This is a genomic window from Neobacillus sp. NRS-1170 (genome assembly GCF_050468025.1).
On sequence record NZ_JBITPF010000025.1, the window covers coordinates 55,865 to 72,119 of the forward strand.

14 protein-coding genes are annotated in these 16,255 nt (G+C 42.3%); 2 read left to right on the plus strand and 12 right to left on the minus strand.

Features of this window, described 5'->3' with window-relative positions; all coding sequences use genetic code 11:
• Positions 1–117: 117 nt before the first annotated feature.
• A complete protein-coding gene (locus ACIFOT_RS10525) occupies positions 118–432 on the plus strand; it encodes a DUF3892 domain-containing protein (RefSeq protein WP_430064443.1) in 315 nt (104 codons plus the stop codon).
• A gap of 482 nt (positions 433–914) precedes the next feature.
• On the plus strand, positions 915–1,610 hold the full coding sequence (locus ACIFOT_RS10530) for a hypothetical protein (RefSeq protein WP_430064630.1): 696 nt from the start codon (positions 915–917) through the stop codon (positions 1,608–1,610).
• Between the two features lie 27 nt (positions 1,611–1,637).
• On the opposite strand, the gene leuD is transcribed toward ACIFOT_RS10530, so the two are convergent.
• The 12 genes from leuD to ACIFOT_RS10590 all read right to left on the minus strand — a co-directional run bounded on the left by leuD (position 1,638) and on the right by ACIFOT_RS10590 (position 16,241).
• Positions 1,638–2,222 carry a 3-isopropylmalate dehydratase small subunit gene (gene leuD / locus ACIFOT_RS10535; protein WP_430064444.1) on the minus strand — a complete coding sequence of 195 codons (585 nt, stop codon included), beginning with the start codon at positions 2,220–2,222 and terminating at the stop codon, positions 1,638–1,640.
• 3 nt (positions 2,223–2,225) lie between these two features.
• Positions 2,226–3,644, minus strand: a complete 1,419-nt coding sequence (leuC, locus tag ACIFOT_RS10540) for a 3-isopropylmalate dehydratase large subunit (protein ID WP_430064445.1) — start codon at positions 3,642–3,644, stop codon at positions 2,226–2,228.
• An 88-nt stretch (positions 3,645–3,732) separates the two neighbouring features.
• Positions 3,733–4,839 (minus strand): 3-isopropylmalate dehydrogenase, encoded by a 1,107-nt coding sequence (leuB, locus tag ACIFOT_RS10545; protein WP_430064446.1) that lies wholly within the window; start codon positions 4,837–4,839, stop codon positions 3,733–3,735.
• A gap of 62 nt (positions 4,840–4,901) precedes the next feature.
• Complete coding sequence (locus ACIFOT_RS10550) at positions 4,902–6,446, minus strand: 2-isopropylmalate synthase (RefSeq protein WP_430064447.1); 1,545 nt, start codon at positions 6,444–6,446, stop codon at positions 4,902–4,904.
• Positions 6,433–7,464 carry a ketol-acid reductoisomerase gene (gene ilvC / locus ACIFOT_RS10555; protein ID WP_430064448.1) on the minus strand — a complete coding sequence of 344 codons (1,032 nt, stop codon included), beginning with the start codon at positions 7,462–7,464 and terminating at the stop codon, positions 6,433–6,435. The genes ACIFOT_RS10550 and ilvC overlap by 14 nt, the downstream gene beginning before the upstream one ends.
• 27 nt (positions 7,465–7,491) lie before the next feature.
• Positions 7,492–8,013 carry an acetolactate synthase small subunit gene (ilvN, locus tag ACIFOT_RS10560; protein WP_430064449.1) on the minus strand — a complete coding sequence of 174 codons (522 nt, stop codon included), beginning with the start codon at positions 8,011–8,013 and terminating at the stop codon, positions 7,492–7,494.
• A complete protein-coding gene (gene ilvB, locus ACIFOT_RS10565; RefSeq protein WP_430064450.1) occupies positions 8,010–9,737 on the minus strand; it encodes an acetolactate synthase large subunit in 1,728 nt (575 codons plus the stop codon). Before ilvB ends, ilvN begins: the two co-directional genes overlap by 4 nt.
• 467 nt (positions 9,738–10,204) lie before the next feature.
• On the minus strand, positions 10,205–11,872 hold the full coding sequence (gene ilvD / locus ACIFOT_RS10570) for a dihydroxy-acid dehydratase (RefSeq protein ID WP_430064451.1): 1,668 nt from the start codon (positions 11,870–11,872) through the stop codon (positions 10,205–10,207).
• 11 nt (positions 11,873–11,883) lie between these two features.
• Positions 11,884–12,792 carry a branched-chain-amino-acid transaminase gene (gene ilvE, locus ACIFOT_RS10575; RefSeq protein ID WP_430064452.1) on the minus strand — a complete coding sequence of 303 codons (909 nt, stop codon included), beginning with the start codon at positions 12,790–12,792 and terminating at the stop codon, positions 11,884–11,886.
• 405 nt (positions 12,793–13,197) lie between these two features.
• Positions 13,198–13,926, minus strand: coding sequence for an exonuclease domain-containing protein (locus ACIFOT_RS10580; protein ID WP_430064631.1), 729 nt, complete (start codon positions 13,924–13,926; stop codon positions 13,198–13,200).
• Between the two features lie 8 nt (positions 13,927–13,934).
• Entirely contained in the window at positions 13,935–14,906 is a 972-nt protein-coding gene (locus ACIFOT_RS10585; RefSeq protein WP_430064453.1) for a DUF294 nucleotidyltransferase-like domain-containing protein, read from the minus strand.
• 75 nt (positions 14,907–14,981) lie between these two features.
• Positions 14,982–16,241: an ammonium transporter gene (locus tag ACIFOT_RS10590; RefSeq protein ID WP_430064454.1), complete on the minus strand. Its 1,260-nt coding sequence runs from the start codon at positions 16,239–16,241 to the stop codon at positions 14,982–14,984.
• Between the last annotated feature and the right edge of the window lie 14 nt (positions 16,242–16,255).

Genomic DNA, 16,255 nt, shown 5'->3' on the forward strand with positions numbered 1-16,255 from the left:
GCAGGTTGAAAAATATCAGCGAACCTGTAACAAACGGATCAAACAATATTAGTTCAAGGAAGGGGATAAATTTTAAGGAAAGAAAAATACTAACAAATGTTCGGAGGTGAAATTTTTATGGAAGAGAAGGATTTTGAAAAAATTTATGAACAGTATAAACAGCAAAGCGAGCAGCAAGCTCAAGCTGAGGCGAACGGTGGGAATAATGAAGGAAAAGAAGAGTTCGTGGCCGTAAGGAAAAACGACGATGGCGATATTATTGCCTTTAAGACGAACACTGGGCGGGAGCTGGATTATATCACTGCCCTGGATGAAGCAAAGTCTGGCAAGCTTGCTCATGTAGATGTCTTTCATAAATATGGCAGAGACATCATTCGCAGCGAGCCGGATGGTATCAAAGAAAATAATTTAGGTCGATTACCGGAATTTTAATTTTTTCAAGCTGGTCATAAAGAATATAAGCTTTATTAAAACGTTAAATTTATCCTATTGGACTTTTCGGTAGAGATTTTGGAAGTTTTTGTCCCATAGAGCCCTCCTATGGGACATTTAAGTAGTATTTTAAAGTGTTTGTGTCCCATGGAGCCCTCCTATGGGACATTTAAGTAGTATTTTAGAGTGTTTGTGTCCCATAGATCCCTACTATGGGACATTTAAGTAGTATTTTAGAATGCTTTTGTCCCATAGAGCCCTCCTATGGGACATTTCAGTAGTATTTTAGGATGTTTTAGTCCCATAGAGCCCTTCTATGGGACTTTTAAGTAGTATTTTAGAGTGTTTTTGTCCCATAGCACTTCCTGAAGGTCATTTTTATGTAATACATCGGGGTTCTTTTCTTTTTGAAAAGGTTTAATTCCATTTTATGGAGAATGTATTCATAAAAGACGTTTGGGAGGGGGATGAAGTTGTACTGGATGACTAGATTGACAATTCTAATGCATGTAATAATGATATTAACTTCCTGCATTCGGACAATCGGTTGTCCTGATGGGGCCATTGAATGGGTGGACCTTTTAATGAATAATGATGTTAAATATCAGCACCATTTTCCTGAACCAGCAGATGAGCGGATCCATTTGCAAATTGAAAAGGGAAAGCCATTAGGAGAGATAAAATTTAGAATGGCTGATAAAGCCTGCAGTGATCATAAAATGAAAAATGGTGATGCTGCCTATGTGGAAGAAGGAACCACTATTTATGCTGTAAAAGGATACCCAGCGTCTCTTATGGTGTTAGCTAATGACAAAGTATATATTGCTGATTACAATAAGTCAGCTAAAACATTGGGGGATTTATATCCTATCAAGAATCTAGTGAAAAACATCCATATTGAAAGTACGGAGGACGGCAGACGAATCCATACGTTTTCTCAGGAAGTAAAGGAACTATTTTTAACTGAATGGCTGAAATTAAAGATTGAGGATTATAACGTGTTACAACAAAAAAATGCTTTTGAAGGGGACCCAGCCTTTTTAGAAATAGAATTAAACAATGGCGTTTCCTTTAGACATCTGTATTGGCCTAACTCAAATGCTTTTGGTCAAAATGCCGGTGGGAACAAGACACTTAGGAAATTGATGATGCAGGAGCTTGCTGCTGCCGGCCAGTAAAAAAAGAGCTTGGTGGCCCAAGCTCTTTTACTTATGCGCAAGCTCATATTCGTTTATTTTTTCTTCGTAGCTTAATGTTACACCGATTTCATCCCAGCCGTTAAGCAGCATTTGTTTCGGGTAGGGAGCAATATCGAATTTAATTTCATAGCCTTCGTTGTCATATACAACTTGGTCTTCTAAATTAACAGTTAAGGTATAACCTTCAGATTCTGCCTTTTTCATAACGGTTTGGACTTGCTCTTCACTTGCTTGAATCGCAAGAATGCCATTTTTTACGCAGTTATTTTTAAAAATATCTGCATAGCTTGGAGCAATAATGACCTTAAAACCGAAATCCTGAACAGCCCATGGAGCATGTTCGCGGGAAGAGCCGCAGCCAAAATTATTGCCCGCTACTAAAATGGAAGCACCTTGGTATTGCGTGGCATTCAGAGGAAAATCCTCACGTAAATTGCCATTATCATCAAAGCGCCAGTGGTAGAACAGGAATTGGCCAAACCCGCTGCGCTCAATCCGTTTCAAAAACTGCTTCGGGATAATTTGGTCTGTATCAATATTGGTTCTGTTTAAAGGACAAACAAGGCCTTGATGAATGCGTAATGGTTCCATTTTTTAACCAACCTCCTGAGCAGTAAATTGACGGACGTCAACAAAATGTCCAGCAACCGCTGCAGCAGCTGCCATTTCTGGACTAACGAGATGAGTACGTGCTCCGTTACCTTGACGGCCTTCAAAATTGCGGTTAGAAGTTGAAGCACAGCGCCCGCCTGGAGGAACGATATCGTCATTCATCGCTAAGCACATGCTGCAGCCAGCTTCACGCCACTCAAATCCTGCTTCTTTAAAGACTGCATCAATTCCTTCTTTTTCCGCAGCAAGCTTGACGCTGAATGAACCTGGAACAACGATTGCTTTTACTGAAGGGTTAACTTTACGTCCGCGGACAACTTCAGCGGCTTTACGTAAATCACTTAGACGTGAATTTGTACAAGACCCGATGAAAACATGATCAATTTGAACGCTTGAAATGGACTGACCAGCTTCAAGACCCATATACTGAAGGGCACGGGTAATTTCATCTTTTTGACTTGGTTTATCTGTTTCATCTGGGCTAGGAACATTTGCAGTGATTGGAATACACATTCCTGGGTTTGTTCCCCATGTTACCTGCGGTTCTACTTCCGCCGCTTCAATTTCGACAACAGCATCATAAGTGGCGCCTTCGTCGGTAGCAAGTGCTTTCCAGCGGGCGACTGCTTTTTCAAATTCCTCACCTTGAGGAGCATGGCGTCTGTCTCTTAAGTATTCAAAAGTGGTTTCATCCGGCGTAATAAGTCCTGCTCTTGCGCCAGCCTCGATTGACATGTTACAGACGGTCATCCGTTCTTCCATTGAAAGCGCACGGATTGCTTCGCCAGTGTATTCCATTACATAGCCGGTTCCGAATTGCACGCCAAACTTTCCAATAATCGCAAGGATTAAATCCTTTGCTGTAACGCCTGTCCCAAGTTTTCCATTTACTTTAACATTAAGGGTTTTCGGAGGTGCCTGCCAAAGGGTTTGCGTCGCAAGAACGTGTTCCACTTCACTTGTGCCGATACCAAACGCTAGTGCACCGAATGCCCCGTGAGTAGAGGTATGGCTGTCACCACAGACAATTGTTTTTCCTGGTTGAGTAAGTCCCAGCTCAGGACCGATAACATGGACAATTCCGTTGTCTGGATGATGAATATCAGCGAGTGGTACACCGAAGTCCTGACAGTTTTCCTGCAAGGTATCGATTTGCTTTTTCGAAACTGGATCGTTGATAGTAAGACGCTGGCGGGTTGGAACGTTGTGATCCATCGTCGCAAACGTTAGGTCTGGGCGGCGCACTTTTCGGCCATTCATTCGTAAGCCCTCGAATGCCTGAGGAGAGGTTACTTCATGAACGAGATGCAAATCAATATATAGCAAATCCGGCTTTCCTTCTTCTTGATATACAACATGCTGTTCCCAAATTTTTTGGATAATATTTTTTGGTGTTTGCATAGCTTCCTTCCTCACATTAATAGTTTTTAATTCTAGAAGGAAACCGCCAGCTCATTATCGAGAGCCTGGCGGTTTCCGCAAATGCTTTTTAAACGTAACAGCTCATGATACATTTTGAAGGACTTTGAGATTTGATATAATCCACAACCAGACGAGTCATTTCAGCAGTTCCTACTTTGCGTCCTTCAGCAATTTGCAGGTCGGCTGTATGGAAGCCCGCATCAAGTACGGATTGAACCGCGTCCTCAATCATTTTTGCCTCATCATCCAGCTTGAAAGAATATCTAAGCATTAAGGCAGCAGATAAAATCATCGCAACTGGGTTGGCAATACCTTTTCCAGCAATATCCGGTGCTGAACCATGAACAGGTTCGTATAGGCCGACTCCGGATTCATTCAAGCTGGCAGAAGGGAGCATGCCAAGTGAACCGGTCAATACAGAAGCCTCATCACTAAGGATATCTCCAAACATATTCTCAGTCACAATAACATCGAAATGTGAAGGATTTGTAATCAGCTTCATGGCTGCAGCATCAACTAAAACATGTTCAACGGCAACTTCAGGATACTGAGCCTTTTTCTCTTCAACAATTTCCCGCCATAGCTTGCTGGATTCAAGCACGTTTGCTTTATCTACAGAGGTAAGGCGGCCCCGGCGGCCTTGAGCTGCTTGAAACGCTTTGTCTACTATTCTTTCAATCTCCGTACGGCTATAGGCAAGCGTATCAACCACTGTCTGGCCATTGTCACGACGCTCACTTGGAGTCCCAAAGTAAATGCCGCCAGTTAATTCACGTACGATAAGGAGGTCGCTTCCTGAAACTACTTCTTCCTTTAATGGTGAAGTATGGAGCAGGTTTTTAAAGCCTTTGATCGGACGAAGGTTTGCAAATAAATCCAGTGCCTTTCGGATACCAAGCAAGCCTCTTTCTGGACGTAAGTGTGAGGGGTTGTTATCCCATTTTGGACCCCCTACAGCACCAAGTAAAACAGCGTCGGCTAGCTTACAGGCATCAACGGTTGATTCTGGAAGTGGAGTGCCGTAAAGGTCAATGGCTGCTCCTCCGATTTCATGGGTTTCGAAGCTAAAAGAGTGGTTATATTCTTCAGCAATTGCATTTAATACATCTTTCGCAGATTCAATAACTTCCTTGCCGATACCATCACCGGGAAGTAAGACAATTTGTTTTTTCATTAGAAGCAACCTCCTCATTTTTTTGGTTTAAGATGGGCGCCTAATATTAGGCGCTATGATTTTTAAAGTGCTGCAGGTTCTTTTATAAAAGCTTTTTGGTTAAAAAATACACGGTTAACAGCGTTCAAAAATGCTTTTGCGGAAGCCTCCAGCACATCCTGCGCGGAGCCGCGTCCGCTGACATTCGTTCCATTCACAGTCATTTTTACATGGACTTCTGCAAGAGCATCTCGTCCACGTCCAACTGAGCTTAAATTAAAATCAGTTAAATGTATTTCTTCTTTCACAAGTGCCTCTAGGGTATTAAAAAGGGCTTCGACGCTTCCAGACCCAGTTCGGGCTGTTTCTGCACGAATACCTTCAGGAGTCGTAAGGGCAACCGTTGCAGTAGGCAGGTTTGCTGATGCGTATTGGACTTGGAAAGCGACAAGCTCATATTTTTTCACATCGATAGCAGCTGTTTGAATATCCATTAAGATTGTAAATAAATCCTCATCGGTAACTTCTTTTTTCCTATCTGTCAATTGCTTGAAGGATTTAAAGGCATCGTTAAGCTTTTCTTGTGATAATTCAAAGCCCAACTGCTCGATTTTGTCTTTAAAGGCATGGCGGCCGGAATGCTTTCCAAGAACAAGGTCGTTGGATCCGACTCCAACCATTGAAGGTGTAATAATTTCATAGGTTAATGCATTTTTTAAGACGCCATCCTGGTGTATGCCGGATTCATGCGCGAAGGCATTTTTTCCAACAACAGCTTTATTAGGAGGGACCTTCATCCCGGTAAAGCGGCTCACCAAGTCACTGGTGCGTTTGATTTCTTTTAAAACTAGATTAGTAGTGAAAGGATATTTATCCTTACGAATATTTAAAGCAACAGCAATTTCCTCTAAAGAAGCATTACCTGCCCGTTCACCAATACCATTAATGGTACCTTCTACTTGTGTAACGCCATTTTCAATCGCTGCAAGTGAGTTGGCAACGGCCATCCCTAAGTCATCGTGACAATGGCACGATAAGGCTGCCTTATGAATATTTGGAACATTTTCCCTCACGTAACGGAACATGCGGCCATATTCCTCAGGTGTCGTGTAGCCTACTGTATCCGGAAGATTAATGACGGTTGCGCCGGCATCAATGACTTTCGTAATAATTCGGACTAGAAAATCAAGATCTGAGCGGGAAGCATCTTCAGCAGACCATTCAATATGCGGAAATCTTTGTCTAGCGTATGAAACCATATCCACAGCTGTCTGAACAACTTCATCCTCAGTTTTCATTAATTTATATTTCATATGGATAGGGGAGGTAGCAATGAAAACATGTAATCTTGGTTCGGCTGCATCTTTTAAGGCATCCCACGCAATGTCAATGTCCGATTTTGTTGCCCGGGCCAAGCCAGTCACGGAAGAGTTTTTAATTGCTCTGGCAATGGCCTTTACTGCTTCGAAATCGCCTTGAGAGGAAGCCGGAAAGCCGGCCTCCATAATATCTACGCCAAACCGCTCAAGCTGTCTGGCAATTTCTAATTTTTCAAGCTGGTTTAAATTTACACCAGGAGATTGTTCGCCATCGCGTAAGGTTGTATCAAAGATGTTAACGTGAACCATTTACCACCACTTCTTTCTTTTGGTTTACTGGTTTTTTAATAAATGGCATTAAGGCACGAAGCTCACGTCCGACTACCTCGATTTGATGATTGTTTTCGGCACGGTTAATGGCATTGAATTGTGGACGGTTTGCTTGGTTTTCAAGGATCCATCCTTTTGCAAATGCACCTGTTTGGATATCTTTTAATACTTCTTTCATGCGGGCCTTTGTATCTTCATTAACAACGCGTGGTCCTGAAACAAAGTCGCCCCACTGAGCTGTATCGGAGATAGAGTAGCGCATATTTTCTAGGCCACCTTCGTATAAAAGGTCAACGATTAATTTCAATTCATGTAAGCACTCGAAGTAAGCAACTTCTGGCTGATAACCAGCTTCTACAAGAGTTTCGAAGCCTGCTTTGATTAGGGCAGTAGTACCGCCGCAAAGAACAGCCTGCTCTCCGAATAGATCTGTTTCTGTTTCTTCTTGGAATGAAGTTTCTAATACACCTGCACGGGCAGAGCCAATACCTTTTGCATAGGCAAGGGCAAGTTCACGTGCTTGACCTGTGTAATCCTGATAAACTGCATAAAGGGCAGGGACGCCGGCACCTTCCGTATACGTACGACGTACTAAGTGTCCTGGACCTTTTGGTGCAACTAGGAATACGTCAACATCTGCAGGTGGTACGATTTGTGTAAAATGTACGTTGAAGCCATGAGCAAAAACTAATGCATTTCCGGCTTCAAGGTTTGGTTTAATGCTTTCTTCATAAACCTTCGGCTGCATTTCGTCTGGAAGAAGAACCATCACTACGTCTGCTTGACGGGCTGCTTCTGCAACAGATGTTACTTCCACACCATCTTCAACTGCTTTATCCCAAGATTTACCTCCGCGTAAGCCAACAACAACATCAAAGCCGCTTTCCTTTAAGTTAAGAGCGTGGGCATGACCTTGTGAGCCATAACCGATTACTGCGATTTTCTTTCCTTGTAAAACTGCCTCTTGAATATCACCGTTATATAGTACTTTTGCCATTATGAATCATCCTCTCAAATATATTAGTTATTTTAATAGTGAATATGTTGGTAGATCGTTTACTTGTGGCTGATGACCTCGTTGGAAGGCTGTCAGCCCTGTTCTGGCAATTTCTTTAATGCCGAAAGGTCGAAGCAACTCTATCAAAGCATCGATTTTGTCAGGGCGGCCTGTAATTTGAACGGCTAAACTATCTTTACTCACATCGATAATCAAAGCGCGGAAAGGATCAATAATTCCGTTGATTTCGCTGCGAAGCTGTGAACTGCTGGCCACCTTTATAAGTGCCAGTTCCCGTACAACGATTGCTTTATCCGTAATATCGGAAACTTTTAAAACATCAATTTGCTTGTTTAATTGTTTGGTAACTTGCTCAAGGCGCTGGTCGTCTTCCACTTCAACAACCAGAGTCATTTTTGAGATTCCATCCGTTTCGGTTTTCCCAACTGAAATACTCTCAATATTAAATTGCCGCCTTTGTAACAGGCCAGTAACTCGATTCAAAACACCACTGCGGTCTTGAACTGTTAGAGTGATAATTCGTTTCATGATGGTTTCACCCCAATCATTTCGTGTATTCCTTTACCCGGAGCAATCATTGGAAAAACTTTTTCCTGCTGGAGAACTCGACAATCCATAAGAACAGGACCATCATAAGCAAATACTTCCGGAAGCTTTGTGATTAGTTCTTCCTGTGTTTCAATCTTTAACCCGCGAATATGATAGCTTTCTGCCAGCTTTACAAAATCTGGCTGTGAATGAAGAATCGATTCGGAAATGCGGTTCCCATGCAGCAGTTCTTGCCACTGACGAACCATTCCAAGCGCTCCATTATTAACAATAATGATTTTGATAGGCAGGTTTTGTTCATAAATTACAGAAAGCTCCTGCAGGGTCATTTGGAAACCAGCATCGCCAACAATTGCTACAACAGTGCTTTCTGGAGAAGCCATCTGCGCTCCAATTGCGGCAGGGAAGCCGAAGCCCATCGTTCCTAGTCCGCCTGAGGTGACCCAGCGATGTGGTCGATCAAAATTGTAATATTGTGCGGCCCACATCTGGTGCTGGCCTACATCAGTTGTTACTACGGCATCCCCATTTGTAACTTTATGGATTGCTTCAATCAGCCATTGCGGGCTCATACCGTTAGGATTATGTTTATACCAAAGTGGGAATTCCGCTTTATATTTATTAAGCGTCTCTAACCATGCTTCGTGTTCGGGCGATTCAGCTGTCTGATTGAGCAGCTCGACTAACGCTTCTTTCGCATCGGAAACGATAGGAATAAGCGTCGGAACATTTTTCCCTATCTCAGCTGGATCAATGTCAATATGGGCCACTTTTGCATTTGGTGCGTAGTGTTTTAGGTTACCGGTAAGACGGTCATCAAAACGGGCACCGATATTGATAAGCAAATCACATTCATACATTGCCATGTTTGCGCTATAAGTACCATGCATTCCACCCATTCCTAAAGAGAGAGGATTGTTCGCTGGAAATGCTCCTAGACCAAGCAATGTTGTTACCACAGGAAGTTTATGTTTTTCTGCAAATTCTGTTAATTCTGCAGAAGCTTTGCCGTGAAGAACACCTGCACCTGCAAGAATGAGAGGCTTTTTCGCTTTTCCAAGTGCATCTGCCAGTTTTTTGATTTGAAGCGGGTTTGGCTTAGTAGTCGGCTGATAACCTGGCAAATGAATGCTTACTTCTTGTGGTTCTTCGAATAGTTCTCCGGCTGAAATATCCTTTGGAATATCGATTAGGACTGGTCCTGGACGCCCGGTAGAAGCAATATGGAAGGCCTCCTTCACGATTCTTGGCAGGTCGGAAATGGATTGGACCTGATAATTATGCTTCGTTATTGGTGTCGTGATTGCCATTACGTCTGCTTCCTGGAAAGCATCCGTTCCGATGACGCTTCGCGCAACCTGTCCTGTAAAAATCACAAGCGGTAAGGAGTCCATCATAGCATCTGTAATTCCTGTCACCAGGTTCGTTGCTCCAGGTCCTGATGTGGCGAGAACGACTCCTGGTTTCCCAGTAATTCGTGCATAACCTTCCGCAGCATGGATACTGCCTTGCTCATGACGGAAGAGAACGTGATTGATTCTCGCCTTTGCCCGATAAATAGCATCGTAAATTGGCAGAACAGCTCCACCTGGATAACCAAAAATGGTGTCAGCTCCTTCATTAATTAATAAATCAATGAGAAGGTCTGCCCCTGTTTTTGGTGCGGTACTGGTTTGGAATTCCAGTTTTGCTTCTACTTTCACCTTGTATTCCCTCCTTAAGGGTAATTGAATATTTTTGTAACATAGTAAAAAAGGCCCTATTCTTCCCGAATAAACTGCAGTTAAAAAATTAAAAGCAGAGTAATCGGGGAGAAAAGGCCTTTCATTTTCTCGGTACCACCCGGTTTCTACAGTATCCTCACGAATACTGCCTTATGAAGCGACATAAAAAACAAAAACGCTTCGTTTTGGTAACAGGTGCTTTAAGAAAAACACCCGATTAAGCCTACTAACTATAAATGTTCAGCTTAACACTCAGGGATGAGACCAGAATAAGTTGTATTACTGGGCTTCCAGCAACCCCAGCTCTCTGAAAATACAGTTTCTTATTCCTGTTCCCGTCATCGATTTATAATATTTTTTTGTCAAATGATTTTCACTTACACTTTTAGTACCTTAGCTTCCTTGGGAAGGGGAGAGGTACTAGTGGATCCCTGAAATGCTATTCTTTATATTTTCATAATCCCGCCAGTATTGGCAGAGGTAACAAGCTTTGCATATTTTGCAAGATAACCAGATTTAATTTTTGGTTCCGGTTTAACCCAAGTGGAGCGTCTTTCAGCTAAAACCTCTTCATCTACGAGAAGCTCAATGGAGCGTGCTTCAAGATCAATTAAAATTTTGTCGCCATTTTCAACAAGGGCGATAGGACCACCTTCGGCTGCTTCCGGTGAGATATGACCGATTGAGATCCCACGGCTTGCACCAGAGAAACGGCCATCGGTAATGAGGGCAACTTCTTTCGCTAACCCGCGTCCAGCAATTGCAGAAGTAGGTGCGAGCATTTCTGGCATCCCCGGTCCGCCTTTTGGACCTTCGTATCGAATAACAACGACATGGCCAGACTTTACAGTCCCATTATTAATGTTTTCTTGAGCTTCTTCCTGTGATTCAAAAACTATCGCTTCACCAAGGAAGGTCTTAATCGATGGATCTACTGCTCCAACTTTGATAACACCGCCATCAGGTGCAATGTTTCCATATAGGATGGACAGGCCGCCAACAGGGCTATATGGGTTATCTTTTGTCCGGATGACAGCCTCATTTGTGATTGTTGCTTCCTTCACATTTTCAGCAAGAGTTTTTCCTGTTATTGTTAAGCAGTTATCATGGAGAGCACCTTCAACTTGGTACAGCTCATTGATGATTGCACTGACACCGCCTGCACGATGAACATCGTCCATAGAATAATCAGACGCTGGCATAATTTTTGCTAAATAAGGAACTTTTTCAGCGATTTTGTTAATTTCGCGGAGATCGTATTCAATTCCGGCTTCATGGGCGATGGCTAGTGTATGTAACACTGTATTTGTTGAACCGCCCATTGCCATATCAAGTGCGAACGCATTATCAATTGCTTCTCTTGTAATGATATCGCGAGGGCGAACATCTTTTTTCACTAATTCAATCAAATGTCTTGCGGCCTGACGAATTAACTCATGTCTTTCTTCTGAAGTTGCTACGATGGTTCCATTTCCTGGAACTGTCATTCCGAGCACTTCCATGAGACAGTTCATCGAATTGGCTGTAAACATCCCTGAACAGGATCCGCAAGTAGGGCAGGCCTGAGTTTCGATATCTAACAGCTGCTGCTGACTAATGGTACCGTTATGGTAAGCACCAACTCCTTCAAATACTGAAGTGAGGGAAAGCTGCTTTCCAGAAGAGGAAACACCTGCTTCCATTGGACCCCCAGAAACAAAAACAGAAGGGACGTTGGTTCTGGCGGCTGCCATTAACATTCCCGGAGTGATTTTGTCACAGTTTGGAATGTAAAAAACACCGTCAAACCAATGGGCATTAATCACTGTTTCGGCACTATCCGCGATGATTTCACGGCTTGGAAGGGAATAACGCATTCCAATATGTCCCATGGCAATACCGTCATCAACGCCAATCGTATTAAATTCGAATGGAATTCCGCCTGCTTCCCGGATAGCTTCTTTTACAATTTCACCGAAATGATTAAGGTGTTTATGTCCAGGGATAATATCAATATACGAGTTACAGACACCGATAAACGGTTTTTCTAAGTCACTCGTCTTTACCCCGGTTGCGTATAATAGGCTGCGGTGGGGAGCTCGGTCAATCCCCTTTTTAATCATATCGCTTCGCATTTTTCTATCTCCTAACTGACGATGGCATGGTTTGCGCCTGTCGGGTAACAAGCCACTCCGTCCGTTGTGACAATTCGTCTAAATTCCTCTAATAATTGGTTTGTAATTTCTCCAGGCTTGCCGTCTTTAATTACTCGCCGATCTACTTCAATGACGGCAATAACTTCGACTGCTGTACCAGTTAAGAAAACTTCATCGGCCACATAAACATCATGTCTTGTGAAAGGAGTTTCTCTTATCTCGAAACCTTTTGCTCTAGCAACATCAATAATGGCATTTCGGGTAATGCCTTCTAATGCCCCTAAGTAAACGGGAGGAGTATAGATAACCCCATTTTTTACAATAAAAATATTATCGGCTGAACCTTCTGTTACATAACCTTGATCATTTAGCATTAAAGCTTCTTGAACGCCAACTTGATTGGCCTCCAGTTTAACAAGGATATTATTTAAGTAATTCAGCGATTTAATTTGTGGGCTCAGTACATCTGGGCGATTTCTTCTGCTCGCAACAGAGGCAATTTTGATTCCATGCTCATAAAACTCCTTTGGATACATGGTTAATTCCTCAGCGATAATGATGACGTTTGGATTAGAGCAGGAAGAAGGGTCCAGTCCAAGATTCCCTTTACCGCGTGAAACAACGAGACGAATATAGGCGCTTTCTAGCTGATTTTTTCTAATCGTTTCCACGATTAGCTCCGTCATTTCCTCCTGTGTATATGGAATCTTCAACATAATGGATTGAGCTGATTCATATAGCCTTTTCAGGTGGGCATCGAGCCTGAAGACGTTCCCGCTATATACGCGAATACCTTCGAATACTCCGTCACCATATAAAAAGCCATGGTCAAATACTGATACGACAGCATCCTCTTTCTTGACGAACTGGCCGCCAAGGAAAATCCATTGACTTCCCAACTTAACCACTCCTCTTTCATGATGAACCGCTTTAAACGATTAAATCCTCATTTTAAAAGAATAGCCTTGCCCCATCCCTGTTGTAGGGGGATGAACAAAGGCATCATTTACTATCAGTTTCTTATTGACGATAATCATACAACCAATCGGAAACATGGTCAATATAAAAATCAGACAATTCAAATTAATCAAAATAATTGGTAGCGTTTTCATTCTTGTCATGATAAGGAAAAGGAGAGGAAAAAATTTTTTGAAAATTTTTTTAAGTGAGTATTTTTGGGGTAGAAAGGAGGGGTGGAGAATCAGAGGAAAATAACTTGAAAGTGTTGGAAACCCGGATTAATTTCATTTTTCAGCATTTAGTCCCCAGGAGCAGAAATCACTACTGTAAAATAGCGTTTTCACCTATTCCAGCTTTGCAAGATATTCATACACCTCCCTTAAATTATAGAATCCTTTCTTTTGAGCTATCTCTAGATAATATCGCCAAACCTGCGCAGTCATAGCGGCATCTCCTAGAGCATGATGCCGATCCTTAATCTGAATCCCGCAAATGCCGCATACGTCTTCGAGCGGCATTGATTTCATATAGGGATCAGATAGTCGGATTAAAAAAGAGGTATCAATAATGCGATGATTAAATTTGGTTCGTAAAAAGTCCCAGGTTATTTTTTTCATAAATGCCTGTTCATGATTGGAGTGATGGGCGACTAGGATAGCGCCGTCAACGAATTTGAAAAACTGCATTAATACTTCTGAAGCAGACGGTGCCTTTCGCAATTCTTCTTCACGCAGATTGGTTAAGGCGGCAATTTCAGCAGATAGTGAAAGCTCTGATTTTATTAGTGAATAAAAAGTTTCTGCGGTTTCAATTATCGGCCCGTTCATTTTAATGGCACCAATGGATAGAACGTAATCTCCTTTTTCAGGATAAAATCCTGTTGTTTCTATATCAAACACAACTACTTTTAATTCGTTAAGAGGGGAGTCTAGTGTGTTTTTTTGTCTCATTTCTTTTTGCAGATTCCTAATAAAGGCCATCTGTTGTGGAGTGGATTGTCCTTGTATTCCTGCATAAATATTCAAATTGAGTTTTCCAGAAATTTGCCGAAAAAATTGGAACATCTCATTCATTCCCACTTTTAATCATCCTTTTCTATTAATCTTCTTACTAATCGAAAGAAGGCAGCACCGTTTCTTATAATGGTTTTTAACTCCTTATTTTGCTCTTTGCTGAGGATTTGAATGGGAATATAATGTCCAGATTTATAGTCAGTGTGATTTCCATATAAAAGCCGGTAGTTTAGTAATTGTAAAAACCGCTTTTTATATAAGTCCTTTTCAATTGAAGAAAGCCCTGCCTCTTGCATCTGGCCGAGTCTCGAAAGGGTGGAGGTTCCGGTCACATTCGCTTTAATCGCTAGAAGTCGTACAGCATTAACATATGGAAAGAGCCCTACTTCTTTTAGATTGAGAGAACCGGCATACGGACCGTGTGTTTCAACTAATAAATTTCCGAGTACGTTTACTCCTTTCTTAATGTATAATGTATTTCCTAAAACCTTAGAGATAAGCTGTTCTTTATGGACTGTTTGATAGACGATTGTTTTTAGTTTTTCGATATATTTATTCTCTCCATATATGGATCTTCCATCGATAAAAATGAGTAAATACCGTATGGATTCCCATGAGGAGTCTAAAAGCCAATTTGTTAGTTGCTGCTGCCATTCGAACATGGATTTACACCAAATAGGATTGTTGGCCATAACACCGCCATCACAGTAATCGTACCCTGCCAGATATAATCCTGCGGTAATCTCCATTCCTAACTTCAAAAAATAGGCTTGTGATTCTGGGCTTACTTCTTGATAAATGATCCCGTTGTCTTGGTCACTCCAAATAGACTGTTCAAATCTACCAGCGCTGCCCATGACAAAAAAAGAAAAGGAACAGGGAAGGGGACCATACTTTTCTTTTGTTCGGCAGACGGCTAATTCGATAACTTGTCTCATGATTTCATCATGGAAATCATTTAGCCTAAAGTGGTCGCGAGAAACCTCTCCGATCCGGCTATCCCTATAATTTCTAATCTCTAAGTAGCTGGAGTCCCCCATCCGTTTCACCGCATTTCTTTAATTTAACCCCCGCCCCAAAAAATCGCAGGGCAGGAAGCATGGTAAAGGAAAAATTTATGCGTTTAGTTTTTGTTCTGCCTTCATTAATTCAGGGTAGCCGTAACTGCCGTGTTCGCTCATATCAAGCCCAATGATTTCTTCTTCTTCCGAAACGCGAAGTCCGTTCATGAATGCTTTCATAATGGATAGAAGAATGAATGATACGATAAAGGCAAAAGCGCCGCAGGCAAGAACACCTATTGCTTGAACCCCTAACTGATGCAGGCCGCCGCCGTAAAATAATCCGGGCTGACCAACGGTTGCTAATTCTTTGGTTGCAAAGAAGCCAGTAGATAATGTACCCCATACTCCAGCTGTTCCATGAACTGATAACGCAGCAATCGGATCATCGATTTTTCTTTTTTCAAAAAAGCGGATGCTGTAAAAAACAAGAATTCCTGAGATAAAGCCAATCACGACAGCTGCCCAAGTATCAACAAAAGCACAGGATGCAGTAATAGCAACTAATCCTGCCAAAGCACCGTTTAGCATCATTGGAACATCAGCTTTTCCTAAAACCATCCACGAAATAATCATGGCAGCTACAGTACCGGCGGCGGCTGCCAAATTGGTATTGAGGGCAACGAAGCCGAAGAATCCTTTGTCAACGGATAAAGTACTGCCGGCATTAAATCCAAACCAACCAACCCATAAAAGTAATACACTTAAGGCTGTAAACACTTGGTTATGTCCAGCTAGATTATTAGCGGATCCATCTTTATTATATTTACCAATCCTTGGTTTTAAGATAATGGTTGCGGCTAAGGCTGCCATTGCTCCAGTTAAATGTACTACGGTGGACCCGGCAAAGTCTTGTTTGCCGTGCTCTGCTAACCAGCCGCCGCCCCAAATCCAATGAGCGATTGGAGGGTAAACGATTAGAGAGAAAAGAACAGCGAATACTAGGTAAGCCCCTAATTTAGCGCGTTCGGCAAATCCGCCAAATGCTATCGTTAGCGATATGCCTGCAAAGGCCAACTGAAATAAAAAGAAAACAGAACCAGAGAGTGATAAACTATCGATATCATAGCCTGAGTAAAAGAAATCGGAAAAGCCGATCAGGGAATTGCCCTTTCCAAAAATTAACCCAAAGCCCACAGCCCAAAACACAATCGAGCCAATTCCAAATGTAAGGATTGTTTTGCCGGCAATGTGCCCGGCATTTTTCATACGGGTTGAACCGGTTTCTAATAGGATGAACCCTCCAATCATTAAAATGACAAGGACAGCTCCCAGCATGACCCACAAACTGTTCATCAAGAATACAGTATCCATTAATACTCCTCCTT

What these genes read in the sequence shown, in the direction of transcription:
- ACIFOT_RS10525 (WP_430064443.1), top strand. Translation starts at nt 118, where the DNA reads ATGGAAGAGAAGGATTTTGAAAAAATTTATGAACAGTATAAACAGCAA.
- ACIFOT_RS10530 (WP_430064630.1), top strand. Translation starts at nt 915, where the DNA reads ATGACTAGATTGACAATTCTAATGCATGTAATAATGATATTAACTTCC.
- leuD (WP_430064444.1), bottom strand. Translation starts at nt 2,222, where the DNA reads ATGGAACCATTACGCATTCATCAAGGCCTTGTTTGTCCTTTAAACAGA.
- leuC (WP_430064445.1), bottom strand. Translation starts at nt 3,644, where the DNA reads ATGCAAACACCAAAAAATATTATCCAAAAAATTTGGGAACAGCATGTT.
- leuB (WP_430064446.1), bottom strand. Translation starts at nt 4,839, where the DNA reads ATGAAAAAACAAATTGTCTTACTTCCCGGTGATGGTATCGGCAAGGAA.
- ACIFOT_RS10550 (WP_430064447.1), bottom strand. Translation starts at nt 6,446, where the DNA reads ATGGTTCACGTTAACATCTTTGATACAACCTTACGCGATGGCGAACAA.
- ilvC (WP_430064448.1), bottom strand. Translation starts at nt 7,464, where the DNA reads ATGGCAAAAGTACTATATAACGGTGATATTCAAGAGGCAGTTTTACAA.
- ilvN (WP_430064449.1), bottom strand. Translation starts at nt 8,013, where the DNA reads ATGAAACGAATTATCACTCTAACAGTTCAAGACCGCAGTGGTGTTTTG.
- ilvD (WP_430064451.1), bottom strand. Translation starts at nt 11,872, where the DNA reads ATGCGAAGCGATATGATTAAAAAGGGGATTGACCGAGCTCCCCACCGC.
- ACIFOT_RS10580 (WP_430064631.1), bottom strand. Translation starts at nt 13,926, where the DNA reads ATGAATGAGATGTTCCAATTTTTTCGGCAAATTTCTGGAAAACTCAAT.
- ACIFOT_RS10585 (WP_430064453.1), bottom strand. Translation starts at nt 14,906, where the DNA reads ATGGGGGACTCCAGCTACTTAGAGATTAGAAATTATAGGGATAGCCGG.
- ACIFOT_RS10590 (WP_430064454.1), bottom strand. Translation starts at nt 16,241, where the DNA reads ATGGATACTGTATTCTTGATGAACAGTTTGTGGGTCATGCTGGGAGCT.